The 23,774-nt window shown below is 59.9% G+C and carries 21 protein-coding genes; 15 read left to right on the top strand and 6 right to left on the bottom strand.

All coding sequences use genetic code 11. The features are described 5' to 3' along the window. Positions 1 to 83 precede the first annotated feature (83 nt). Positions 84 to 548, bottom strand: coding sequence for an SET domain-containing protein (locus AB6809_RS11495; protein WP_371026692.1), 465 nt, complete (start codon positions 546 to 548; stop codon positions 84 to 86). 559 nt (positions 549 to 1,107) lie between these two features. Here AB6809_RS11495 and AB6809_RS11490 point away from each other — a divergent pair. Both AB6809_RS11490 and AB6809_RS11485 read left to right on the top strand, forming a co-directional pair. Continuing rightward, entirely contained in the window at positions 1,108 to 2,223 is a 1,116-nt protein-coding gene (locus tag AB6809_RS11490) for an IS630 family transposase (RefSeq protein ID WP_371026691.1), read from the top strand. 358 nt (positions 2,224 to 2,581) lie between these two features. After that, positions 2,582 to 2,944 carry a hypothetical protein gene (locus tag AB6809_RS11485; protein ID WP_371026690.1) on the top strand — a complete coding sequence of 121 codons (363 nt, stop codon included), beginning with the start codon at positions 2,582 to 2,584 and terminating at the stop codon, positions 2,942 to 2,944. A gap of 387 nt (positions 2,945 to 3,331) precedes the next feature. Here AB6809_RS11485 and AB6809_RS11480 read toward each other — a convergent pair whose 3' ends face one another. Together AB6809_RS11480 and AB6809_RS11475 are read right to left on the bottom strand one after the other, a co-directional pair. Then, complete coding sequence (locus AB6809_RS11480; protein WP_244814208.1) at positions 3,332 to 3,550, bottom strand: hypothetical protein; 219 nt, start codon at positions 3,548 to 3,550, stop codon at positions 3,332 to 3,334. Next, positions 3,550 to 3,747, bottom strand: a complete 198-nt coding sequence (locus AB6809_RS11475) for a hypothetical protein (protein ID WP_371026689.1) — start codon at positions 3,745 to 3,747, stop codon at positions 3,550 to 3,552. Before AB6809_RS11475 ends, AB6809_RS11480 begins: the two co-directional genes overlap by 1 nt. A 626-nt stretch (positions 3,748 to 4,373) precedes the next feature. Between AB6809_RS11475 and AB6809_RS11470 the strand changes: the two genes are divergently transcribed. From AB6809_RS11470 to AB6809_RS11410, 13 genes are all read left to right on the top strand, one after another. Next, positions 4,374 to 4,649 carry a metal/formaldehyde-sensitive transcriptional repressor gene (locus tag AB6809_RS11470; protein ID WP_371026688.1) on the top strand — a complete coding sequence of 92 codons (276 nt, stop codon included), beginning with the start codon at positions 4,374 to 4,376 and terminating at the stop codon, positions 4,647 to 4,649. A gap of 13 nt (positions 4,650 to 4,662) precedes the next feature. Further along, on the top strand, positions 4,663 to 5,940 hold the full coding sequence (dmeF, locus tag AB6809_RS11465; RefSeq protein WP_371026687.1) for a CDF family Co(II)/Ni(II) efflux transporter DmeF: 1,278 nt from the start codon (positions 4,663 to 4,665) through the stop codon (positions 5,938 to 5,940). A gap of 3 nt (positions 5,941 to 5,943) precedes the next feature. After that, positions 5,944 to 6,198 carry a DUF1289 domain-containing protein gene (locus AB6809_RS11460; RefSeq protein ID WP_371026686.1) on the top strand — a complete coding sequence of 85 codons (255 nt, stop codon included), beginning with the start codon at positions 5,944 to 5,946 and terminating at the stop codon, positions 6,196 to 6,198. Between the two features lie 58 nt (positions 6,199 to 6,256). Continuing rightward, complete coding sequence (locus AB6809_RS11455; protein WP_371026685.1) at positions 6,257 to 7,462, top strand: MFS transporter; 1,206 nt, start codon at positions 6,257 to 6,259, stop codon at positions 7,460 to 7,462. A gap of 290 nt (positions 7,463 to 7,752) precedes the next feature. Beyond that, on the top strand, positions 7,753 to 8,115 hold the full coding sequence (locus AB6809_RS11450; RefSeq protein WP_371026721.1) for a hypothetical protein: 363 nt from the start codon (positions 7,753 to 7,755) through the stop codon (positions 8,113 to 8,115). 93 nt (positions 8,116 to 8,208) lie between these two features. Continuing rightward, on the top strand, positions 8,209 to 9,504 hold the full coding sequence (locus AB6809_RS11445) for a TolC family protein (RefSeq protein ID WP_371026684.1): 1,296 nt from the start codon (positions 8,209 to 8,211) through the stop codon (positions 9,502 to 9,504). Between the two features lie 11 nt (positions 9,505 to 9,515). After that, on the top strand, positions 9,516 to 11,042 hold the full coding sequence (locus tag AB6809_RS11440; protein WP_371026720.1) for an efflux RND transporter periplasmic adaptor subunit: 1,527 nt from the start codon (positions 9,516 to 9,518) through the stop codon (positions 11,040 to 11,042). After that, positions 11,039 to 14,245: an efflux RND transporter permease subunit gene (locus AB6809_RS11435; RefSeq protein ID WP_371026683.1), complete on the top strand. Its 3,207-nt coding sequence runs from the start codon at positions 11,039 to 11,041 to the stop codon at positions 14,243 to 14,245. Before AB6809_RS11440 ends, AB6809_RS11435 begins: the two co-directional genes overlap by 4 nt. After that, positions 14,242 to 14,589, top strand: coding sequence for a copper-binding protein (locus AB6809_RS11430; RefSeq protein WP_371026682.1), 348 nt, complete (start codon positions 14,242 to 14,244; stop codon positions 14,587 to 14,589). Before AB6809_RS11435 ends, AB6809_RS11430 begins: the two co-directional genes overlap by 4 nt. A gap of 95 nt (positions 14,590 to 14,684) precedes the next feature. Further along, on the top strand, positions 14,685 to 16,538 hold the full coding sequence (gene dsbD, locus AB6809_RS11425) for a protein-disulfide reductase DsbD (RefSeq protein WP_371026681.1): 1,854 nt from the start codon (positions 14,685 to 14,687) through the stop codon (positions 16,536 to 16,538). 732 nt (positions 16,539 to 17,270) lie between these two features. After that, positions 17,271 to 17,411 (top strand): hypothetical protein, encoded by a 141-nt coding sequence (locus tag AB6809_RS11420; protein ID WP_371026680.1) that lies wholly within the window; start codon positions 17,271 to 17,273, stop codon positions 17,409 to 17,411. Positions 17,412 to 17,466: 55 nt separating this feature from the next. Beyond that, complete coding sequence (locus AB6809_RS11415; RefSeq protein WP_371026679.1) at positions 17,467 to 17,694, top strand: DUF2933 domain-containing protein; 228 nt, start codon at positions 17,467 to 17,469, stop codon at positions 17,692 to 17,694. A gap of 91 nt (positions 17,695 to 17,785) precedes the next feature. Continuing rightward, the gene (locus AB6809_RS11410; RefSeq protein WP_371026678.1) at positions 17,786 to 17,941 is read left to right on the top strand and encodes a hypothetical protein; all 156 of its coding nucleotides are present in this window, start codon (positions 17,786 to 17,788) and stop codon (positions 17,939 to 17,941) included. Positions 17,942 to 18,086: 145 nt separating this feature from the next. Here AB6809_RS11410 and ligD read toward each other — a convergent pair whose 3' ends face one another. The 3 genes from ligD to AB6809_RS11395 form a co-directional block, all read right to left on the bottom strand. Continuing rightward, on the bottom strand, positions 18,087 to 19,991 hold the full coding sequence (gene ligD, locus AB6809_RS11405) for a DNA ligase D (RefSeq protein WP_371026719.1): 1,905 nt from the start codon (positions 19,989 to 19,991) through the stop codon (positions 18,087 to 18,089). 487 nt (positions 19,992 to 20,478) lie between these two features. Next, positions 20,479 to 22,899: an EAL domain-containing protein gene (locus AB6809_RS11400; RefSeq protein ID WP_371026677.1), complete on the bottom strand. Its 2,421-nt coding sequence runs from the start codon at positions 22,897 to 22,899 to the stop codon at positions 20,479 to 20,481. A 502-nt stretch (positions 22,900 to 23,401) separates the two neighbouring features. Then, positions 23,402 to 23,623 (bottom strand): hypothetical protein, encoded by a 222-nt coding sequence (locus AB6809_RS11395; RefSeq protein ID WP_371026676.1) that lies wholly within the window; start codon positions 23,621 to 23,623, stop codon positions 23,402 to 23,404. Between the last annotated feature and the right edge of the window lie 151 nt (positions 23,624 to 23,774).

The following is a 23,774-nucleotide window of genomic DNA, read 5'->3' as shown; positions in this document are numbered from 1 at the left end:
TCACCCATTCAGGCCAGTTGTCGTCAGGTGGTTGCTTGCAAGGTACCGCGAGCTGATTCATCCAACAGCCTTCCGGCGGCCGGTTATTTGTTTCTGCAGCATCGTGCCACGACAGCCGGGTGCGGCGCAGTGACACCGGAAGCGCTCCCGGATTCGGCGGTATGTCGGGCTTCGACGAACAGCGCGTAGTCGATGGTCAGCTCTTCACCCGGCGATATATCCCGCAGCGCGCGGAAAAACACTCGCCTGTCCAGGATTTCGGCTTCGCAATTCGGCACGCATCCATGATTGAGCCACCGTGCGTTATTGCCGCCTTCGCCGCCGTCGATGACGGTGCCATCGCCCAAATCGAAGTAAAACGTATGGTCTGATTCTGAGGTGTCGCGGGCACACCGGCGCAGCACTTCACGCCAACTGACACGCGCGCCTTTGTATTCGCAGATGAGTTCTCCAGTGGCGAGGGCGCGGTTGGCGAACAGCCCGCGTCCATGCACCGGCGAACGTCGGGTGACAAAACGGGGGCGGGAATTTTGGACAGTCTGGTTCATCTCATCAGCGCCGTGCGGAATGAGCGGATTTCCTCGTGCTGTGCCCGATGATGGGGAAGACACTAGACGCTGTCAACCGGCGCCAATCTTCCGCTCCCGCCACTGCGACGCGGTCAGCCCGACGGTTCCTGGCCTTCGAAAACGCGGGCGCGAGCAAACGTCGGGGCCGTTCGCTATCTATCCCTTTGCTCTTTCATTTTAACGCTCTGTAGAGTGACGTACGGCGCAGACGTAGCCGTAGCGCAGGACAAAGGCGCAAGATTGCGACGTACGGCGTTTCGTCTGTTGCAAGGAGGCGGCTAATGTATTCAGACACTAAAGAATGGACGCGAATACGCGCGCGTGTCCTCATCAAGAGTGAATCTGTTCGGCACGTCGCCAATGCCGAAGCCATAAGCCGGAACACTGTTCGCAAGATGGTTCGTCTGAATTTCCTCCGGGCTACCATCGGAAGTGCGTCAACGAACGACAGCCTGTCATCGACCAGCCAATTACCGCTCCGTGGACCTGCGTTCAACGCGTCGTACGTTCGCTCACCGAACGCCAGGCAGCGCGGTTTTTGCGCGACCTGTTTGCGGCGGATGTCAATGCCGGGTTCGAGGAAGCAGCCACGCGCCGACTGCGCACGTGGGGTATCGAATTTCCGGCGACAGTTTCCGAGGCGCGAAGGCGGCAGCGATGGCAGAACTGGATGTACCGGGTCGAGCAGGGTGTCGTCTATGCGCCCGAAGGCGGGGACGGCGTGCGACAGGACAAACTGATGCAGATGCTGTTGCCAGTGCGAAAAAGCCAGCGCCATAAGTCGCTTACCGCGCTCGCGTATGAAGCCGGCTTTTCTGGGCGTCAAATCGCAACGCATCTGGCCATCAGCCGCGGGGCTGTTCGCACTTACCTACGTGCGTACAAAGCTGGCGGATGTGAATCGCTGTTCGCGAAAGCGAGTCGGTCCCGCATTGACGATAGCGAGGCGCTGCAGAGCGCAGTCTTCACGCTTCTGCACGAGCCGCCCTCTGCTTCGGACATTAACCGAACCACATGGAAGATGGACGACCTGCGCCGCGTTCTGGCAGAGCGAGGCCATCATGCTGGTAAGGATGCCATCCGCTCTATAATGCGGCGCGCTGGCTATCGCTGGAAATCCGCCAAGGTCATTCTCACGAGTACCGACTCGAAGTACCAGGAAAAGCTGGACCACATCCGGTCGACGCTAGCGAATCTCCAGCCCGACGAACGGTTCTTCTCCATCGACGAATTCGGGCCGTTCTCCGTCACTATGAAGCGGGGGCGCGCACTAACTGCTCCTGATGTTCAGCCGAGCGTTCCACAATGGCAGATATCGAAGGGTTGTCTGATTTGTACGGCCGCGCTTGAACTTTCGTCCAACCAGGTGACGCATTTCTATTCCACGGCCAAGAACACTGACGAGATGGTTCGCATAGCAACTGTTCTGCTCGAACAGTACGGTGATATGCGCAAGCTGTATCTGTCGTGGGACGCGGCATCATGGCACCTTTCGAAGAAACTGTCGGCATTCATCGCTGACCACAATGAGTCTGCGCAACTGCGTCATCAGCCGATTCTTGAACTCGCACCTTTGCCTGCGAGTGCCCAATTTCTGAACGTCATCGAGTCAGTCTTCAGTGGGATGGGCGCGCGCCATCATCCACAACAGTGACTATGCGTCCACCGATGCTGCGAAGGCGGCTATTGACCGTTATTTCTCAGAGCGCAACCGGTACTTCGCGGAACATCCGAAACGTGCGGGCAAGGCAATCTGGCGAATGGAACGGACGACGAGCGAGTTCTCTGCTGCCAACAATTGCAAGGACCCCGCATATAGATGATTGCCGAAGACAGGACGCGTTGGCCGTGCGTCGCTCTACAAATACAAGGGAAGCGCTGCACGCGCGGCAATGCAAGCCCGGTGCTTGAGAACGGCGACCGTCAATGGTCTGGCTCTTCGTGCAAGATGGTCGTGCGCCAAGTGGCCCGTCTACAATGTCACATCGATGTGTCGGAGGTACGTCTCCGCGATGAGCAACCCACTTAATCTGGACCTGCGCGCTCGCGCCGAATTGCTCGCCTACCTCGTCGCATCGCACCTACTTGCGCGGCACATGACGGGCGAGTGGCTGTCCGTCGAGCATGTGGTTGAGTCGACGATGCTTTGGCTCAGTGCAAATGGCGGAGGAGCTGACGTCATGCAGCGGGTGATGCTTTCTGCCCGCGCTCACAATATCGCCCGACACCTGGAAAGGACGCTAGGCTCCGCCGTGACGCTCAAATCGGTGAAGGCGCTGTTCTGCGAAAACCTGCGCCTCGATTTCCGGTCACCCGTTGCACGACAAATCTATCAGCACTGCCTCACACATCTGTTCGACGCTGGATGCTGGTGAACGCGCGTTTAAGCCAGGTTCACGCGACGCTTTCTGCATTTTTTGCCTTTGGGGGGCGACCATGCACGAGGGAACCTCGTAGGCGAGCTTCCTGCGCTGTGCTATCGCGAAGTCCGGGGCATTGGCGAGCCGAAGTGCAAAGAGATGGCGCCCACCTAAAGCCAAGGCGCCCGAAAAAGGTTAAAACCTCATTCGCTAGATATGTCTTTACTCATTCGTATCATCGAAGAGTCTCTTCGGACATTCAAGCCATTCTATGGACGGGACTCTTTTTGGGTCAGGCAATCGCATCCTGCGGATGCTCAAAGGAAGCCTCATGCCCAGCGAGAAACTAGCTCGACCCTCGCACGGTACAACGCATTACGGAGCGCAGAGCAGGCGGCGACTCTAGGTGTGCGCATCGACCCATGCGAGGGCCCAGTCCAGGCCTGCTAGCTCGGCTTCCTCTTCACTTCCAAAGTGACCAAGGACACCCGAAGCATGGATTAACTTACCGCCAAGCGTGATGGTTCCGCTCGCTGCATAGCGCTCCGGCTGCAGGATGCCCTCCTGCTCTGGGATGGCGTGCCCCCAGACATCGTAGCCGTGGTAGCTTTGCGACTGCATCAGCGGATAACCTGTACGGATGCCGCGTGGCCTGTCACGCGAAGCACGTTGCCTTCCGGCGTGGTTTGCCGCGGAATCCCAGACATGTCCGGTTCGTCCTTCAGCAAGGTCTTCTGCGTGTTGCCCTGCTTCGCCACGAGCCGTGGAGCAGTTGCTAACGCGCGCGGCGAATGGAGCTTCTTCGCGTGCAAGGCCACGTGACGTCGTACTGCGAGCCTGTGTGGAGTACCGGCCCTATGCGGGGCAGTCGCGCGCGCCTCCGGCGGATTCCACACTTCCAAATATGTGCCGGCCCCGAAAGCCGCCGGCGCCAATGCCGCGGTCAGTAACGCAAGTCCAAGTTTTCTCACGATTTGCCCTTTCCTGCTTCTCGCTGCTGCCACTGTTTGCGAGCCATCGCCTGATTCATGCACCCTCCGTCACAGCCGGCGCAACAGTGGCGGTCCCGAATGGCTCCCGGTGACGAGCCATGCATTTGAAGTCAGCGAGCTCGCTGTGCCAACGGTATGGCCATTTTCGCATACGTGGGACCTTGGGTCTCCAGCCTTACCGCGGCGGATGGCTTCGTCGCTTTGCCGCGCGCCAAGGGCCGCTTTCAAGTCGACGACGAACGCGGCAATGTCGGGCCTCGATGGCTGACGACTTGCGCTGGGACTTCGGCTTCTCCCGGTGTGCATTGATGCGTACTGCGGTCACCGCGCGCTGGCCCTTTGCGCCGTATCCCTTCGGTAGTTGACCGCGTGAGCGGTGGCCCGGACAATACCCCACCCCCCTATGGTAACGTGGACGCTAATATACCCGGTGGGGGTACGGAGAGAGCGCAATGAGTCACACGGTTCAGGAAAAACAGAAGCTTCTCAACAGGGTTCGCCGTATCAAGGGGCAGGTTGAAGCCATCGAGCGGGCTCTCGAGGAAGAACACGGCTGCTCGGATGTCCTGCAGCGGATTACGAGTTGTCGCGGAGCAATGAATGGCCTGCTTGCCGTCGTGCTGGAGGACCACATCAGGAACCATCTTGTCGATGTGAATGACGGCGAGGACCACGGTGGCAGCGCGACCGAACAGCTCATCGAAGTCGTTCACAGCTATTTCAAGTAAGCAGAGTCAGAAAATGAGTGATTTCAAAGACGCCGCGTTCGGCGCGGGACATGACCACATCTTTCTGGGGGCCGGTCATGAAAAAAACGAGCGCAGAACGTGGGCCGTGATTGCGCTGTGCAGCGCGATGATGCTGGTCGAAATTATCGGCGGCAGCATGTTTGGGTCGCTTGCGCTCGTCGCTGACGGCTTGCACATGTCGACGCACGCAGGCGCGATGCTGATTGCCGCGCTTGCCTACACCTATGCACGTAGGCATGCCACCGATTCCCGCTTCGTGTTCGGCACCGGCAAGCTCGGCGACCTCGCTGGCTTTACGAGTGCCATCGTGCTTGCAATGATTGCGCTGTTGATTGGCTACGAGGCGGTCTCGCGTTTCCTGTCGCCGGTACCCATTCACTTCGGCGAAGCGATTCCTATCGCGGTGGTGGGCCTGCTGGTTAACCTGGCAAGCGTATGGCTGCTGAGCGGCGGTGACCACGGCCATAGCCATGGGCATAGCCACGGACACGGCCATGGTCACGACGACCATGCTCATGAAGACGCGGTGCAGAAGATTTTCGCGCCGTCGGGTGTGTTTGCGGTTTCCGTCTTCGAGGATGGCGTGCCGCCCGTTTTCCGGATTACGCCGGCGACGGAGGGTTCGCGACTGGACGCTTCAGCGGTGTCCGTTACGACGGTGCGACCCGATGGGACGCAACAGGTATTCACGCTGGCGGACCGTGGCGGCTATCTGGAATCGAAGGAAGACATTCCTGAGCCGCATGCCTTCAAGGCAATCGTGCAGTTGCCGGACGGGGAGCACGACGTCGAATTCGAAGAACATGAGCACGGCCACGACGTGCATGAGGCAACGACCCGGGACCATAACATCCGGTCGGCCTATGTTCATGTGATGGCTGATGCGGCGGTCTCCGTTCTGGCTATCATTGGCCTCATACTGGCACGCACATTTGGCTGGCTATGGATGGACCCGCTAGCTGGGGTCATCGGCGCGCTGGTGATTGCAAACTGGTCGTACGGCCTGATGCGAGACACAGGCGCCATCCTGCTCGACATGAACTCTGACCAACGTATGACCGAGAACGTGCGTCACGCTATCGAGGACCGTGGCGACAAGGTGGTCGACCTGCATGTATGGCGGGTGGGTCCGGGTCACATGAGTGCCGTGGTGTCAGTAGCAACAGGCGAACCCCATCGGAATTCGCGCTTCTACCATACCGTGCTCGAGCGCTTCAAAGGGCTGTCCCATGTCACTGTTGAAGTGCAATCTTCACACGCGGCGGCCTGACCCATGGCAGTAAACTCGCCGTACGTCGACGCATGTGCTTTCGACAGCAACACCAAATTGTGCGTCGGTTGTTTTCGCACGCTCTATGAAATTCGTGCGTGGAAGAGGATGACCGACCACCGGCGCCATCAAGTCATTAACGACCGGGCGCGACGACAGGCCAAGCTGCACCTCGAATCGCCGGCGTTGTTAACCGAGCAACCGCAACGCCGGACACCTGAATCGACAAGGAGTGCCGTCACAGCTTCATTCTCGTGACTGGCTTCAATCCCCTGCGCGACAGAACGGCACCGGCTCATTGGGAAATATGGGTTCCATGCAGACTGAACAACGGGTCAGCGTTCTAAGGCAAATTCCGCGAAGCGTCTGGGTACTTGGCTGTGTCAGCCTGTTCATGGATGTCTCGTCCGAAATCATCCACAGTCTGTTGCCGATGTTCTTGATGGCAAGTCTCGGTGCCAGCGCAACGACGATTGGCCTCATCGAAGGCATCGCTGAGGCAACAGCGCCTATCGTCAAAATGTTCTCAGGGACCCTCAGCGACTATCTCGGCAATCGGAAGTGGCTCGCGGTTGCTGGATACGGGCTGGGTGCGCTAAGTAAACCGCTTTTCGCTTTGGCGCCGACCATCGGAATCGTGGTGACCGCGCGCATTGTGGACCGGGTCGGCAAAGGCATCCGAGGCGCGCCGCGCGATGCGCTCGTGGCCGATGTCACGCCATTGCATCTGCGTGGTGCGGCATTCGGGCTTCGTCAGTCTCTGGACACCGTCGGCGCGTTCCTTGGGCCACTGCTGGCCGTTATCATCATGCTGGTGTGGGCAGATAACTTCCGGCTCGCTTTCTGGCTTGCCGTCATTCCTGGACTGCTGGCCGTCGCCCTCTTGACCTTTGGCATCGAAGAGCCAGTGCGGGAGCCGGGCGCAAAACGGGTCAATCCGATTCGCTGGGACAGCATCAGGCAGCTCGGCACCAGCTACTGGTGGGTGGTCGTCGTGGGTGCCGTATTCGCGCTGGCTCGGTTCAGTGAAGCTTTCCTCGTATTGCGTGCCATGGGAAGTGGCGTACCGATTGCGCTTGTTCCGCTCGTGATGGTCGCGATGAACGTCGTTTATGCGCTCTCGGCGTATCCGTTCGGGAAACTTGCCGACACGATGAGCCACACAAGGTTGCTGGTCGCGGGCCTCGCTATTTTGATTGCATCGGATGTGGCGCTCGCACATGGCACGCACTGGAGCGTTGTGCTCGCGGGGGTGGCGCTATGGGGTCTGCACATGGGGATGACCCAGGGGTTGCTCGCCACGATGGTCTCTCACACCGCACCTGCGCAACTGCGCGGAACCGCGTTCGGGTTCTTTAACCTGCTCAGCGGCGTCGTTACGCTTGTGTCCAGCGTTATTGCGGGCGCCCTATGGGACGGCCTCGGTGCAGCCGCCACGTTCTATGCGGGAGTAGGTTTCTGCGTCCTGGCCATCGCGTTGCTTTTGTTCAGACGGACGCCTCAGCCCGCCGTGGGTCGCTGAACGCTCATGTCTGTATGGAACAACGACCCCGCGCATAAACGCAGCTCAGCGAGAAGTTGCGGTAAGCCTGATGCAGTTCTCCCCTGACGCTGCACTGCTTGATGAAGCCCTCACTTCAAACCCCGGTGGCATCTTCACGGAAGAACCAGATTTCCCGGCATACACCTTCCCATTGCAGGAAGGTCAACGGGCAATCATTCATTTTGTTGAGTGTTGTCTGCATGCGGCGGCCGCCGCAGACAACAGATTCCATGGAACATGGACAAAATGCCTCCGCTATAATCCCAGCCATGAAATTTCTCCGGACATTGCTCCTCCTGTTGCTCTGCGCTGCGCTTCCCGTCAGTGGGCTGGCGGCCAGCGGCTTGACTGGAGAATGTCCGATGCAGATGAGCATGGGCGCCGATGATGGTAGTGCAATGTCTTCGGACATGCCTGGCTGCGAAACGATGAAATCCTCGCAACCGGGAAAGGCCAAAGGCTTCTCCTGCAAGGCAACGGCGCAATGCCAGCTTGGTAGTCTGTATCATCCGGTCTCCGTGGCTGAAGTAACCCGTCCCGCCGGGCTGTCCAGCCCCGTCGTATTCCACTACGCACTGTCGCTTACCGTCCGTGAACCGGCCGGACTCTGGCGACCTCCTCGCGCCATCTAATCCCTTTGTGACAGGTTCGCCGCGTTTGCGGCGAGGTCGTCCTGCGTCCAGGACGTGGATTGCCCGTTAGGAGTCCGCCGTTGGGGTTAGAACATGCCTTTAACTATTGGCACGCCGTCATGCCGGCGTGCACCACTGCGCGCGCGTTCACTTTTTGCCGCGCTGATTCTCGCAAGCGTCGCCGCGCACGCTCAGGAGACACCCGTCACGCTTGATGCGGCGCTCCAGTCCGCAACGGACCGCTCTGCCGCCATGGGGGCTGCGCAGGCCTCAGTCCGTGCCAGTTCAGAGTCGGCCGTCCGGGCCGGCCAGTTGCCAGACCCAATGCTGAAGGCTGGCGTGGACAACCTGCCGGTGAACGGACCGCAACGGTTCACCATCGGGCAGGACTTTATGACGATGCGCCGTATCGGCATCGAGCAGGAGTGGGTATCGGGTGACAAGCGCCGGCTCCGGTCCGCGTTGGCGAACGATGTAGTGGACCGGGAGCGAGCCGGCTACCTGGCCCAGCTTGCGAACACACGCCAGCAGACGGCCACGGCCTGGCTGAACGCGGTCTATGCGAAAAAAGCTGTCTCGCTACAGCAGGAGCTCGTTGGCCACATGACCCATGAGCTGGATGCGACAAGAGCCTCCTATCGCGGAGCAAAAGCGACTGCCGCCGATGTCACGCAGGCCCAGGCGATGCTCGCGCAGACCCAGGACCAGTTGCTCAAGGCGCGGCAGACGTTCCAGACCGCACTCATCGGCCTGTCGCGCTGGACGGCGACACCCGTCTCCGATGTGACCGGCGAGCCGCCGGCGCCACAGTCCTATGTCTCGTCCCTGCCGCCCGAGGAACTTCGTGACGTGCAGCCGGCGCTCATCGCAGCCTCACGGGATATTGCGGTAGCCGACGCTGACACCGCGGTTGCCAACAGCGACCGCAGTCCCAACTGGACGTGGGAGGTCTCGTACCAGCAGCGAGGCGGGGCGTACTCGAACATGGTGTCGGTCGGCGTCAGCATTCCGCTGCCTATCAACCGCAAAAATCGTCAGAACCGCGATGCTGCCGAAAAGGCGGAACTCGGCACCAAGGCACGTCTGATGTACGAGGACGCGCGGCGTCAGGTGGAGGCGGATATTCGCACGCAGGCGGCAACTCTCGCCAGCGGTCGCGACCGTATCGACAATCTGCGCAATTCCTTGCTGCCCGCTGCGGACCAGCGCGCTCTGCTTGCGACTGCAGCGTACAAAGCAGGCACTGGTTCGCTTGCGGACACCTTCGCTGCCAGGCGCGCGCAACTCGACGCCCAGCTTCAGGTGCTTGACCTGCAGCGAGACGTATCGCAGACCTGGGCCCAGCTGGAATACCAGGTCGTACCTGCCTCGATGTCCGTGAGTCAGTGATGGAGAACAACATGCATAAGAAACAACTGGCACGCGCGGCCCTTATGGTGTTTGCCGCAGCGGCATTGCTGGGTGCCGGCTATGTCGCCGGTACGCATCGTTCAACGATGGGCGGCGAGAGCGCTGTTGCGGCAGCACCCTCCAGCGACAGAACCGACCCGAAGACTGGCCGGAAGGTGCTGTACTGGCACGACCCGATGGTGCCGAACCAGCATTTCGACAAGCCGGGCAAGTCGCCTTTCATGAATATGCAGTTAGAGCCGGTCTACGCCGATGAAGGCGGCTCGAACGGCATCAAGATTGACGCAGGATTGCAGCAGAACCTGGGGATTCGATACGCGACGGTCCGTCGGCAGGACACTGTCGACGGTTTCGACGCGGTAGGGACGACGCAGTTCGACGAGTCGAAAGCCGATGTCGTCCAGTCGCGGGTGACTGGCTATATTGACCATCTTTACGCCAGCGCCCCAATGCAACGCGTAACAAAAGGCGCTCCGATTGCGTCCCTGTTCGTTCCAGACTGGCTTGCGCCGCAGGAAGAGTATCTGTCGCTGAAACGTGGCGGCATGGATGACGGCATGCTTGCGGCGTCACGTGCGCGCATGCGGGCGATGTCGATTCCGGACGGCGTGATTGCAAGTCTCGACCGCACCGGCAAGGCCCAGACGCACATCACGCTATCCGCACCGGAAACCGGTGTGCTCACCGAACTGAACGTGCGCGATGGCGCGATGGTGTCACCCGGGCAGACGCTTGCGAAGGTCTCCGGGCTCGACAGGCTGTGGCTCGTGGTCGAAGTGCCCGAAGCCTTGGCCCTCCAGGTTCAACCCGGCATGAGCGTAGACGCCGTGTTTGCCGGCGACCCGGCGCAGCATTTCACGGGACACATCCGCGAAATCCTGCCGGGCATCAGCACGAGCAGTCGCACGCTGCAGGCACGCCTCGAAATCGACAACGCGAACTTCAGGCTGACGCCGGGGATGTTGATGCGGGCTCGCATCGGCGCCGCCAAAAAGGTATCGCGTTTGCTGGTTCCCTCGGAAGCCGTCATCACGACGGGTAAGCGGTCGGTGGTCATCGTCAGGAATACCGACGGCAGGTTGCAACCTGTTTCGGTCACCGTAGGCAACGATGCCGGCGACGATACCCAGGTGAGCAGCGGCCTGACTGAAGGACAGCAGGTCGTCGCATCCGGCCAGTTCCTGATTGACTCGGAAGCGAGTCTGAAATCCGTTCTGCCGAAGCTCGAAGCGACCGCACCAACCAGTGCAAGTGCGCCTGCTCCTGCACCTGCTGCAGCAGCACCGCAGACATACGACACGACGGGCAAGGTCGAAAAGGTGACGGCGGCAGACATCACGTTTTCACATCAACCCGTTCCAGCGCTGGGCTGGGGCGCGATGACGATGTCGTTCGGCAAACCGTCGCCGGCGGCGTTTCCGGACGTGAAGCCTGGCCAGACCGTGCATTTTGTCTTCAGGCAATCGGACGACGGCTACCAGTTGACCAAAGTCGAACCGGTCGGAGGCGCCAAATGATTGCGCGCCTTATCAGATGGTCTATCCGCAACCGCTTCCTGGTTTTGCTCGCAACCGTGCTCGTTACGGCATGGGGCGTCTATTCGGTCACGCAAACACCGCTTGATGCATTGCCCGACCTGTCCGACACGCAGGTCATCATCAAGGCGTCGTACCCGGGCAAGGCGCCGCAGGTCATCGAGGACCAGGTGACCTATCCGCTCACCACCACGCTGCTTGGCGTGCCCGGTGCGAAAACCATCCGCGCATACTCCTCGTTCGGCGATGCGTTCGTCTACGTGCTGTTCGACGACAAGACCGACCAGTACTGGGCACGTTCGCGAGTGCTCGAGTACCTGAACCAGGTGCAGAGCCGCCTGCCGCAGGGCGCGACCGTTTCGCTTGGACCCGATGCAACCGGTGTGGGGTGGGTGTACGAATATGCCCTCGTCGACAAAACTGGGCAACACGACCTTGGACAACTTCGTGCATTGAACGACTGGTTCCTGAAGTTCGAACTTAAGTCAGTGCCCGACGTCTCAGAAGTCGCGAGCATCGGCGGCATGGTACGCCAGTATCAGGTTGTCCTCGACCCGGACAAGCTTCGTGCGTATGGCATCACCCAGGCGGCGGTGGCCGATGCGCTTGGCAAGGCGAATCAGGAATCGGGCGGGTCGGTCGTCGAGATGGCCGAGTCGGAGTACATGGTCCGGTCGTCCGGCTACCTGCGTGCGCTCGACGATTTCCGCAACGTCGTGTTACGCACGAACGATGCCGGTACACCGGTTCTGCTCGGTGATGTAGCCCGGATTCAAATCGGACCCGAGATGCGGCGCGGCATCGCTGAGCTGAACGGCCAGGGCGAGGTCGCGGGCGGTGTCATCGTCATGCGCTCCGGCAAGAATGCGCTGACGACCATTGACGCAGTAAAAGCGAAACTGGCGGACCTGAAGCGTTCACTGCCGGCTGGCGTGGAAGTCGTGACAACCTACGACCGCTCGCAGCTCATCGAGCGCGCCGTGGACAACCTCAAGGACAAGCTTATCGAGGAGTTCGTCATCGTTGGGCTCGTCTGTGCGGTGTTCCTGTTCCATCTTCGCAGCGCGTTCGTGGCGGTTCTGTCACTGCCGCTAGGCGTGCTGGCCGCCTTCATCGTCATGCGCTATCAAGGGGTGAACGCGAACCTGATGTCCTTGGGCGGCATCGCGATTGCCATCGGCGCGATGATTGACGCGGCCATCGTGATGATTGAGAACGCTCACAAACATCTCGAAGCGTACGACCACGAGCATCCGGGCGAACAAATCACGACGGCACAGCGCTGGGAACTCATCGCGACATCTGCTGCGGAGGTGGGACCGGCGCTGTTCTTCTCGCTTCTCATCATCACGCTGTCGTTTATCCCGGTGTTCTCGCTCGAGGGGCAGGAGGGGAAGCTGTTCTCTCCGTTGGCCTTCACCAAAACCTACACCATTGCTGCTGCTGCCGGGTTGTCGGTGACGCTGGTGCCCGTGCTGATGGGATATCTGATTCGAGGTCGCATCCCTCATGAGAACTCGAACCCAATCAATCGCGTGCTGATTCGACTGTACCGACCGTTGCTGGAAGCGACGCTGCGGCGACCGTGGGTTGCCATTGGTCTGGCGGTGGTTGGGCTAGCCGCCTCGGTGATTCCGCTGTCCCAGCTCGGCGGCGAATTCATGCCTCCGCTCGATGAAGGCGACCTGCTGTATATGCCGACAGCGCTTCCGGGAATTTCGGCCGAGAAAGCGAGCGAACTGCTGCAGCAGACTGACCGGCTTATCAAGACGGTCCCAGAGGTGGAGACCGTCTTCGGCAAGTCCGGGCGGGCCGACACCGCGACGGACCCAGCACCGCTCGAAATGTTCGAGACTACGATTCAGTTCAAGCCGCGTAGCCAGTGGCGACCAGGCCTGACGCCGGATAAGCTGGTCGATGAACTGGACCGGACCGTCAAGGTGCCGGGGCTCTCGAACGTATGGGTGCCACCCATCCGCAATCGACTGGACATGCTGTCCACCGGCATCAAGACGCCCGTTGGGGTGAAGATTTCGGGCGCGGACCTCACACAAATCGACAAGGTTGCGGCGCAGGTGGAAGCCGCGGTCAAAGGTGTTCCGGGCGTCACGTCTGCACTGGCTGAACGACTGAACGGAGGCCGCTACGTTGACGTCGACATCGACCGCCTGGCGGCAGCACGTTACGGGCTTGCCGTGGCGGACATTCAGTCGGTCGTGTCCTCGGCAGTGGGCGGTGAGAACGTCGGCGAAGTCATTGCTGGTCGTGAGCGGTTCCCCATCAACATCCGCTATCCACGAGAAATCCGGGATTCGCTCGAGAAGCTGCGTCAGTTGCCGGTCGTCACGGACCGTGGCGCCCAAATCCAGTTCGGCGATGTCGCGCACATCACGATTGCCGACGGACCTCCGATGATTCGCAGCGAGAACGCGCGTCTTTCTGGCTACGTCTATGTGGACATCCGCAACACGGACCTGCAGTCGGCAGTGAAAGCGATGCAGCGTGCTGTTGCGGAAAAGGTCGTACTGCCGCCGGGGTACTCGATTGCATGGTCTGGCCAGTTCGAATATCTCGAACGCGCAGCGGCAAAGCTGCGCACGGTCATTCCCGTGACACTCGTCGTCATCTTCGTGCTGCTCTTCCTGACCTTCAACTCGGCGGCCGATGCACTGTTGCTGATGTCGACGGTGCCGTTCGCCCTGGTGGGTGGGTTCTGGCTCATATGGATTCTGGGTCACGCGGTGTCTGTCGCGACGGCAGTCGGGTTTATCGCACTCGCGGGTGTCGCAGCCGAGTTCGGTGTCGTGATGCTGCTCTACCTGAAGGGTGCACTGAATCGCAGGCTGGAAGCCGGAGAACCGCTAACCGAGGCGCTTCTGTTCGATGCGATTCATGAAGGCGCCGTGTTGCGCGTGCGGCCGAAAGCGATGACGGTTGCTGTCGTGCTGGCCGGTCTCATCCCCATCATGGTCGGACACGGCGCCGGTTCGGAAGTCATGCAGCGCATTGCCGCCCCGATGGTAGGCGGCATGGTCACGGCCCCCATCCTTTCGATGTTCGTTATCCCTGCAGCCTGGTTCCTGCTGCAACGCCGTCGCGCTCGAAGGCTGGGCCATGCGCGGCTTCCCCATGCAGTACCTTCCGGCATGAAAGTGCCATCTACTCAAACTGGAGAAACTCAATGAAGAAGTTGATTGTTGCGTCTGTTGCTCTTGCAGCTATCGTTGCTGCGCCCGCGTTCGCTGGCGATGACATGGCCGGCATGAACATGTCCAGGCCGTCGGCTTCGAAGATGTCATCGAACGCAGCGCTCACCGATGCGGAGGTCAGGAAGGTGGACGCCGCGACCGGCATGGTCACGCTAAAGCACGGCGCGCTGGAAAACGTCGGAATGCCGCCGATGACGATGGCGTTCAAGACGAAGGATGCCGCGATGGTCAAACAGGTTCACGAGGGCGACAAGGTCAAAGTCCGTGTCGAAAACGTCAACGGCACCCTGACCATCGTGAAACTGGAAAAGCAGTCATGATGGGGCGCTGACGCCGCATTCGCAGGCTCGCAGCGTGACAGCGGGCCTGCGGTCGCGCGCGCTTGCGCTCGCATCTCGTGAGTAGAGGCACTGCAATGCGATTGACATCATCCGACGTACGGCAGGGAATTTTCCGTCAAACAGACGCAGCGAAGCGCGCGTTGTGCTTCGCGCTTGGCTTGCTATTCGTATTTGTGTCTCTGGCCGCTTACGCGGTGAACGAATCTGACCTGCTACCCGTCAATGAAGCCTTCCCATTGACGGTCAGCATCAGCGGGCCGCAACAGGTAACGCTCGACTTCGGCACGAAGCCCGGCTACTACCTGTACCAGGACCGCTTCAGCTTCGCGGTAGATGGCGTGGCCGTGAAGCCGGACCAGATGCCACCCGCAGAATCGAAAAACGACCCGACATTTGGCATGGTCCAGGTCTATCACCGGCCTGTGCAAATTCGCGTTCCGTTGCCCCGCGCCATCACGGCGAGCACCGTGCTGTCCATCACGTCGCAGGGGTGTGCGGACCTCGGTGTCTGCTACCCACCGCTAACCCGAAGCTACCGGATAGCTTCCAACGGCGTCGTTACCTCCTTTGCGAACGAAGGGAATGCAACGACAGGTGCGACCGAGTTTCCAGTTGTCGGCGAAAACCGGGGCATCGCTGTTTTCGGCCTGACTCTGCGACCGGCGAATGGCCTTGGCCTTCCCGAACTGCTGGGCTTCCTGCTTGCCGGCCTATTGATGGCGGGCACGGTTTGCATGTATCCCCTCATTCCCATTGTGACCGCTGTTATCGGCGGGGGTCAGCAACGGCCAACCGTGTGGCGTGGCTTCGCGCTGTCGGTCGCTTACGTGCAGGGACTTGCGGTTACCTATGCGGTCGCCGGCACCATTGCGGCACTCATCGGCATCCCGTTGGTGGCTGTGACGGAAAAGCCCTGGGTGCTGGCCGGCTTTGGTTTGCTCATGGTCGTCCTCGCGCTCGGCATGTTCGGCCTGTTCAGACTGCAGTTGCCAACGGGCTGGCAGACCCGGCTTACCGAGTGGAGCAATCGCCTGCCCGGCGGCCGGATTGTCCCGGTGTTCGGGATGGGCGTGCTCTCCGCACTGATTGTTGGCCCATGCTCGACGCCAGCACTGGCGGGTGCGCTGCTGTATATCGCCAACAGTCGCGATGTCGTCGGCGGAGCGCTGGCCTTGTACGTGATGGGCATCGGAATAGGCATTCCGCTACTGCTCGTCGGCACGTTCGGCGCACACGTGCTACCGAGGTCCGGTCCCTGGATGGTTGCCGTTCAGAACACGTTGGGCGTCATGCTGCTTGCAGCAGCATTGTGGTTTGTCTATTCGCTACTGCCGGATTGGCTGCTGATGGCATTGGTCGCTTTGCTGCTAGCCGCTTGCGCCATGATGCTGCGCGCCATCGACCCGCTGCCGCCGAACGCACACGGTGTGCTTCGCGTGAGCAAAGCACTGGGTGTACTGCTACTGGTCGCGGCGATTGCCGAACTGGTCGGCGTTGCGTCGGGGAATTTTGACGTTCTTCAGCCATTGCGCGGTGTTATGCGGGGAGCGCGGACCGACACGGTTATTGCAGCACGGTTTGAACCGATACAGTCGACTACGGAACTTGACCGGGCGCTCGAGACGGCGCGCGGCCAGCCTGTCATGGTGGATTTCTACGCCGACTGGTGTATCAGCTGCAAAGAACTGGAGCGATTTACCTTTACCGACGCGCGCGTGGTTAACGAGTTTGCGCATTGGAAACTGCTGCGTATTGACGTGACGAAGAACACGCCCGAGGACGCTGCGATGTTGCGGCGCTTTAAGCTTTTCGGGCCACCGGCGCTCATTTTCTTTGACCGCAATGGCCGTCAGCAGGCCGACGCGCAGCTGGTCGGGTTTGTGGGTGCTGACACGTTCCTCGCGCATCTCAAACAGTGGGGTCAGTGACCTACCAGGTAGTGCGCGAGCGTCACGCTACCCTTTGGTGATGTCGTGTGGACCACCTATACTGAAACGATGAAATTCTGGGCCAAACTTCTCGCCTGTCTTCTTATCGCATGGCTGCCGCTTCTCGGCTACCCCGCGCAGGTGGCGTTTTGCCCGGAGATGTCGTCGACAATGCAGTCGCAGATGAAGCCGTCGCATACATCGGGCATGGTGGCATGCGCACAAGATACAAGAGCGCACGTAACAGGTTCCCAGCCCGCATGTCACGGCAGCATGAGCGGTCTCGCCTGCGGCATGGCTGTCATACCCACGACGCACAAGACCGCAGTTGTGACTTCCTCGCCCGTCCTATGGGCCACTAACCTCATTCTCATACCGCAGTTCATCCCCGAACTGCCAGCGCCTCCGCCTCGCTCCCTGTAGTTCTCCCGTCGACGAGTCTCGAACGGCCCCGCGTCGTCGTACACGCACGCGTGTCGCAAACGCAGGGCGCGTCGGGTCGCGCCTCGACAACTGTTTTCTCATTGACATGATTTAACCAAATCCGGAGATATATATATGAACGCGAAATCACTACTGACTGCTGCACTGTTGACACTGTCGTTGGGCACGGGCGCTGTCGCCATGGCTGCCGGTGGAACCGGCAATGAAGCAAGTCGCCCCCCGCAAACGCGGGAACACGGTTCCTCCATGATGGGCGGGATGGGAATGGGAGGAATGGGCGGAGGGACGATGGGCAGCTGTCCAATGATGGGCGGGAATACGGGCATGGACCCGAAGACCGCGATGCGCATGCATGGGGAAATGATGAAGGCGATGGGCGACATCATGCTCAAGTACGCGGACCAGGCCGGTACGTCTCCAACGAAGTGACACGGATTTCTTCCCCGACACTGATACCCAATCCATTTTCAGGAAGGAAACAAACATGAAGTGCAACACAAAGACCATGGTGACGACTGCACTTGCGCTCGCCCTTGTTATCGCCCTTGGATATTGGGCGCTGCCTCAGTTCAGAGGCGCCCTCGCACCCTTCATCCTAGTGGCCTGCATGCTGGTGTGTCCGCTTTCGATGTTGCTCATGATGCGGGGAACAAAGTCCAGTACCGACAAGCACGACGGGCACAGTGAAACGGTGACGGGTGCCAAATCATGACCTGATTCATCACGACACGGACAAGTCACGCGGAGCAGTGCGATATCGCTGCTCGTCACGCTGCTCCGCGACTGGTGCCAAGGAAGAATTCATGTTCGACAACGCTCGAATGCTCAACGTCATCATTATCATTTTCGCCGTCATTGGCCTCGTCGCTGTGCTCGGTATCGTCGGCATGATGGTGATGCACGTAAGCATGATGCATGGTATGCGTTCTTGCAGTGAGGCGATGCGTCTCTGGCGATAGCCGCTGGCCTGTGAAAAAGGAGAGTTGCAATGAAAAAACGGACATATAAAGAAGACGAGCATCAGGCGCGCGCAGCGCGTTCGCCGGTCCTCACTGCGGTCAGGTCCTTCTTATGGCCAAGGTACGAGCAAGCATATCGTCCCAATTACGGCTTCATGCCGACCGCTCGACGCATTGCAGCAGTGATGCCCTGCCGTGCGCGCCAGTAGCCCTCCCATGGGTCAGAATTAAGCGTACGCTGCCGCGCAACTGCCTTTTTCATCGTCCACTGGTCACCTCGCTCCACGGTCTTAAGTTCGTCCCAGGAAACTGGCATTGAGACCGCCATGCCCGAGCGTGCACGAACGGAGAATGGTGCGACCGTGCTCGCCCCCCGGCTGTTTCTCAGATAGTCGATGAAGATTTTTCCAACACGATTGCGAGGACCGGATACAGCCGAGAAGCGCTCGGGGACGACATGTGACATGTGGCGGGCGACCGCTTGCGAGAACGCCTTCACTTCATCCCAGCTTTGTCGGCGAGTCAACGGTACGACGACGTGAAACCCCTTGCCGCCGCTAGTCTTCGGAAACGACTTCAACCCGATTTCGTCGAGCACAAGTTTGACAAGGGACGCGGCTTCCAGCATGGCCGACCAGGGGAGCGCAGGGTCCGGGTCGAGGTCGAAGATAACGCGGTCCGGATGGTCCAGGTCGGGCGCGACGGCGTTCCAGGAGTGCAGTTCGACGACACTCATCTGAGCGAGTCCGACAAGTGCTTCAGCATTGTTGGCAACAAGCAGCGGCGGATGCCGCGGATAAAGGTCCACCGGCAATTCTTCGACGCCCGGTATCCGCACGCGTTCAGAATGCTTCTGGAAAAACAGTTCTCCCTTGATTCCCTCCGGAGCACGCACGAGCGTCAAAGGCCGGTTATGAAGATACGGCAACGCCCATTCAGCAATCTCATCGTAGTAGCGCGCGAGCTCGAGCTTCGTGTGGCCAGTGACGTCGTCCATCACGCGGCCAGGATTGCTGACCTTTATGTCGCCGATGATGACGGTACCACGCGGCCCCGGGCGCTCGCGGGTCGACCCGACACGAGAATCATCCGGCTCGCCTGCCGAGGCATCGGCGACCGGTTCTTCCGTCACCGCGCGTGCCGGTTTGTCTTCCCGGATGGCATGAAAAACGGGGTGGCGAATCTCGCCGCCAGGTGTCCATTCGAGAAACGAGACCTCGCACACGACCTCCGGTGCAAACCAGTGGTAGTCCCGCTCGCGGTCGCGCTCAGGCGGGTTATAGAACGATGGTTTGCTCTGCTTAAGAGGCTGAAGTCTTTTAAAAAGCGCAGCACTTTTTCCCGGCGGAAGGAACGGTTTAACATTGCCGGCATACCGAAGAGAGCCGTCCTGCTCGTAGACGCCCAGAAGCAATGCATGCACGCCCGTCTTTGCGCCTTTCGTTCGGGAGATGCCGCCAATCACAAACTCCTGCCGAAGGTTGCATTTCAGCTTTATCCAGTCGGTGGAGCGGCCCGAGCGGTATGGCGCGTCACCCCGCTTACCGATAATGCCTTCGAGCTTCATCCTGCATGCAGAGGCGACGAGTGCGTCCGGGTCCTGCGCAAAGTCGTCGGAGAACCGCAGCAGCGGACCTTCGGCGTGCTCCATCAGCTCACGCAGAAGCTGGCGTCTTGCTCGGAGCGGTTGGTCGCGCACATCGGTGCCGTTCAGCCACAAAATGTCGAAGAGGAAAAGGACGATTTCCGTGGTGCTGCGGCGGTCAAACGCATTCTGCAAAGCGTTGAAGTCTGGCATGCCCGCTGCATTCAAGACGACGACTTCGCCGTCTAGCCACGCGTCGTCGACCGGCAGCGCTGCAATGACCTTGCTCAGTCTCGGCATTCTATCCGTCCAGTCGTGCCCATTGCGGGTGATGAGCTTGGCCGAACCGCCCTCGATACGAACGAGCATCCGGTAGCCGTCGTACTTGATTTCATAAGACCAGTCGCCATCGGCGGGGGCGCGGCTGACCAGCGTAGCCAGTTGCGGCTCGATAACCGATGGCATCGCGCCCGGCGGGTCATCCACAAGCCGTCGTGCGGGCTTGCGTGGCGTACTCCATCGTCCCGGCATGCGTCTTTCCTCCTGAACTTGGGGGGAGATGCATGGCTCGTGCCCGACCGGGGCCACAAGAGCCTATGTGTTCAAAACTATCCGCGGCTGCGTCCATGATTGCTCGAACGCGGTTACCGTGCAGCGATTGCTGACATGTTCCTCACTAAATTTGCCTTATAGGCAACGCCTGCTGATGCTCCTGCCGCCGATTTCAGGACTGCCTCTTGCAAAATAAGCGTGTCGCAAGTGCTTCCTGCGGGGCTGTCTGCCCAACGAGGGAGTCGAAACAATTCGCGGCTGTATTTTCCGAACAAGTATTGGACGCCGCGCTTTTGCCGTTGGCCAATCTAAAACGAAACCCTAGCCACCTACGTTTCGTCTTGCGAAAGCAATGGGGGAAAGGTGTTCGTTGCCGAGTGAGTGACGCTGCGCCGGTAAATTAACTCTTGACCAGTAAGTCGCGGCCATCGGAAACAGACACGGGGGCAGACTCTGCGTCCTGCCCTGTAGTCACCGAGCGACACGCGAGCATGAGGCTCTCAGCGCTCGCGGGCTTTGTCAGGAGATACCCCTGAGCAAAGTCGCAGCTCGCCTCGCGCAGGGTTTGTAGCTGTTTGCTTGTCTCGACGCCTTCGGCCGTCACCTTCATGCCTAGTTCGTGCGACATCTGAATGATGCCGCGGACTATCGCAGTGGCTGCCGCGTCGCGACCAAGCCTGGCCGTGAATGAGCGGTCAATCTTCACCGTGTCGGGGGAGAAGTCAGCTAAATAGCCGAGACTGGAGTAGCCCGTTCCGAAGTCATCGATGGCGATGCGCACGCCGAGGCGCTTGAGCGCTAGAAGCGTTCCTTGTGCGACGGACGTGTTTTCCATCAATGCGCTTTCCGTCAACTCGATTTCAAGGCAGCGCGGCGGCAATCGATGCTTGCGCAATGCTTCGTCGACGATGGCCACGAGAGTGTCATCCCTGAGTTGGCGCGCTGACACGTTCACCGACATGCGAAGGTCCTTTTCGCCTGCGTTTCGCCAGTAGGCCAGCTGCGCGAGGGCGGCATCCATCACCCATGCCCCAACCTCGACAATAAATCCGCTTTCTTCGAGTATGGGAATGAAACTGGCGGGCCGTACCATGCCTCGCGCCGGATGATTCCATCGAATGAGCGCCTCAACGCCCGTCATCACCAAAGACGTCGGCTGATGAATACCCTGGAAATGGAGGACGAATTGGCCGGACGCCAGGGCTAGAGGCAGAACTCGCTCAAGTTCGAAATCACCGAGCACGTCGCTCGACGCTTTACCGGCAAACCGGAAGCCGTTACGGCCTCCTTTTTTTGCCGCGTACATTGCGATATCAGCGCTTGTCAGCAACGATTCGTGGTCTCGTCCGTTCTCGGGGTAAACGGATATGCCAATAGATGCCGTGACAAATGGGTCGGCGCTGTCCTTTGGGACACCGCTCGAAAACGCGCTGAGCAGAGTGTGCGCCAACGTCGCCAATCTCGCCTTGTCTGCTTCGCCGTTAAGGATGACGGCAAACTCGTCGCCTCCCAGGCGCGCAACGCATGCATCCTCTGGAAGCGCTGTCTGGATGATTTCGGCGATGTTCTTCAACAGACGGTCAGCGGCCGTATGCCCCAAGGTGTCGTTAAGGACCTTAAAGCGGTCGAGGTCAATGAACATCAGAGCGAATGCGGCGTCGCGATTGCAGAGCGTCTTCATCTGCCGAACAAGTGCGCTGCGGTTAGCCAAGCCCGTCAAGCCGTCAGTGTGAGCGAGCCGGTCGAGCGCTGCCAGCCGTTCCTGCTCGACCGTGATGTCCTCACTCACGCCAACAATGCGGACAACGGCTCCCGTTTCATCGCGCACGGGGTATGCCGTGCTTCGAATCCAGCGCAGACAACCGTCCGGGCGCCGGATGCGGTACTCGAAGCGGCCCTCGACGCCTTCAGATGCGATGCGATGCATCTCCGCGCGAAGAGGACCGATGTCCACGGCGCACACCAGTTCGAGCCACGCGGAAGGCGTGGTGGCAAGCTGTTCAGCGGTGATGCCGAACACACGCTCAACCCCCGCACTGACGTGATGGAAGTGCTGGAAGTCCGGGCAATAGGAATAGAACACAAGCCGGACGTGCGACTCCATCTCGTGCATTAGCTCGTCACGTTCACGAAGGGTCTTCAGCAGGTCGCACTGTTGAGTGACATCCTCAGAAGCACACAGCAGACCGACAATTGAACCATCCTTGCCGGCTATTGGCGATACTGTCGAATTCCACCATTTCTTCTGGCCCTTCGTGGTGGAGCAGCTGCCCGTAAACGATGTGCTGATACCCGCCAGAGCGTCACGGCACGCGTTTTCGGCCAGTGCGCGGTCATTACCGTTCCAGAAGTTCAGCCAGTCAGCGCCGCTGAGCTCGTCCGGCGACTCAGCTTCCATCAACGCCGCGCCATGCTCCGACACCCGCAATAACTTTCCGTCTGTCGAGAGGACCTTCAGGCAGTCCCGGTTCGCGTTCAGCATTGCGCTTGCCATGGCAACAGCGGCGCACCGCAGACGGTAGTCAGCCGCAAGCTTTCGATGTACAGATGCGAGCGCAATAACGCCGACCGTTAAAGATGCAGCAAGACGTACCGGCATCGCCGCATCAGCGGCCAAGTGGTGCACCAGTGAGCCAATGCCAACGCCAGCAGAAATCGCGATGAGCAGAATCGCAAGAGGCGCGGCTGTGGCTTGACCGTAGCGGACAAGGAAATAGGAAAGGAACTGCTGGTTTCGGGCTGGCCATGCAGACGCGCTGCCATCGCTGCGGGCGCGGTTAATATTGGTTCCGATACGGTGCCATACCGTTTCTACTTTCAAGCTACTCTCCGACCGCCTGTTCGAGTGGGGCCTTCGATACTGGGCGCCACCACACCTCCACTATTACGGTCGTAGTCACCAAATCTTTAACATCGAAGACCCGAGCGGCAGGGCGCGTGAACATCCCCCGTCCCCGACATGCGGGGTGATTACAAGCGCGGTAAGCCGCGACTGCAGTACACAGCGCAACCAGCCGCTTGCAGGGGCATCGGCATCGTGACGCTCCGGCGCTAGCTGCTAGCATCAGCAAGCTATCGCAGAAAGACGGATTCGCCTAAAGTGGCCGCCGCAAAAAATTAAAACCTTGTTCGCTAGATATGTCTTTACTCATTCGTATCTCGAAGAGTCTCTTCAGACATTAAAGCCATTCAGTGGATGGGACTCTTTTTAGGGCAGGCAACCGCATTCTGCGGATGCTCGAAGGAAGCCTCGTGCGCAGCGCAGAAACGACTCGAGCGGACGCGGTTTGACGTTTTGTGGAAACGCAGACCAAGTGGGGAGTTCAGGCGTTTGCATCAACCCAGGCGCGGGCCCATTCCAGCCCCGCAAGCTGAGCGTCCTCCTCACTTTCAAAATGGCCCAGAACGCCCGATGCCTGAACTAGCTTACCTCCATGGGTGATGGTCCCGCTCGCTGCATAACGTTTCGGTCGATGGATGCCGTCGTTTTCCTCAACGATGGCGTGCCCCCATACGTCATAGCCGCGGTACTTCTGCGATTGCATTAGCGGACGACGTGAGTGGAAGCCGCGTGGCCTGTCACGCGAAGCACGTTGCCTTCCGGCGTGGTTTGCCGCGGAATCTCGCACATGTCCGGTTCTTCGTTGCGCAAGGCCTTTTGCGCGTTGCCTTGCCTGACCACGAGCCGTGGAGCAG

The organism is Paraburkholderia sp. RCC_158 (genome assembly GCF_041355255.1).
Lineage (GTDB): Bacteria > Pseudomonadota > Gammaproteobacteria > Burkholderiales > Burkholderiaceae > Paraburkholderia > Paraburkholderia graminis.
Note: the sequence above shows the minus strand (reverse complement) of the source record. Positions and strands in the feature narration are given on the sequence as shown.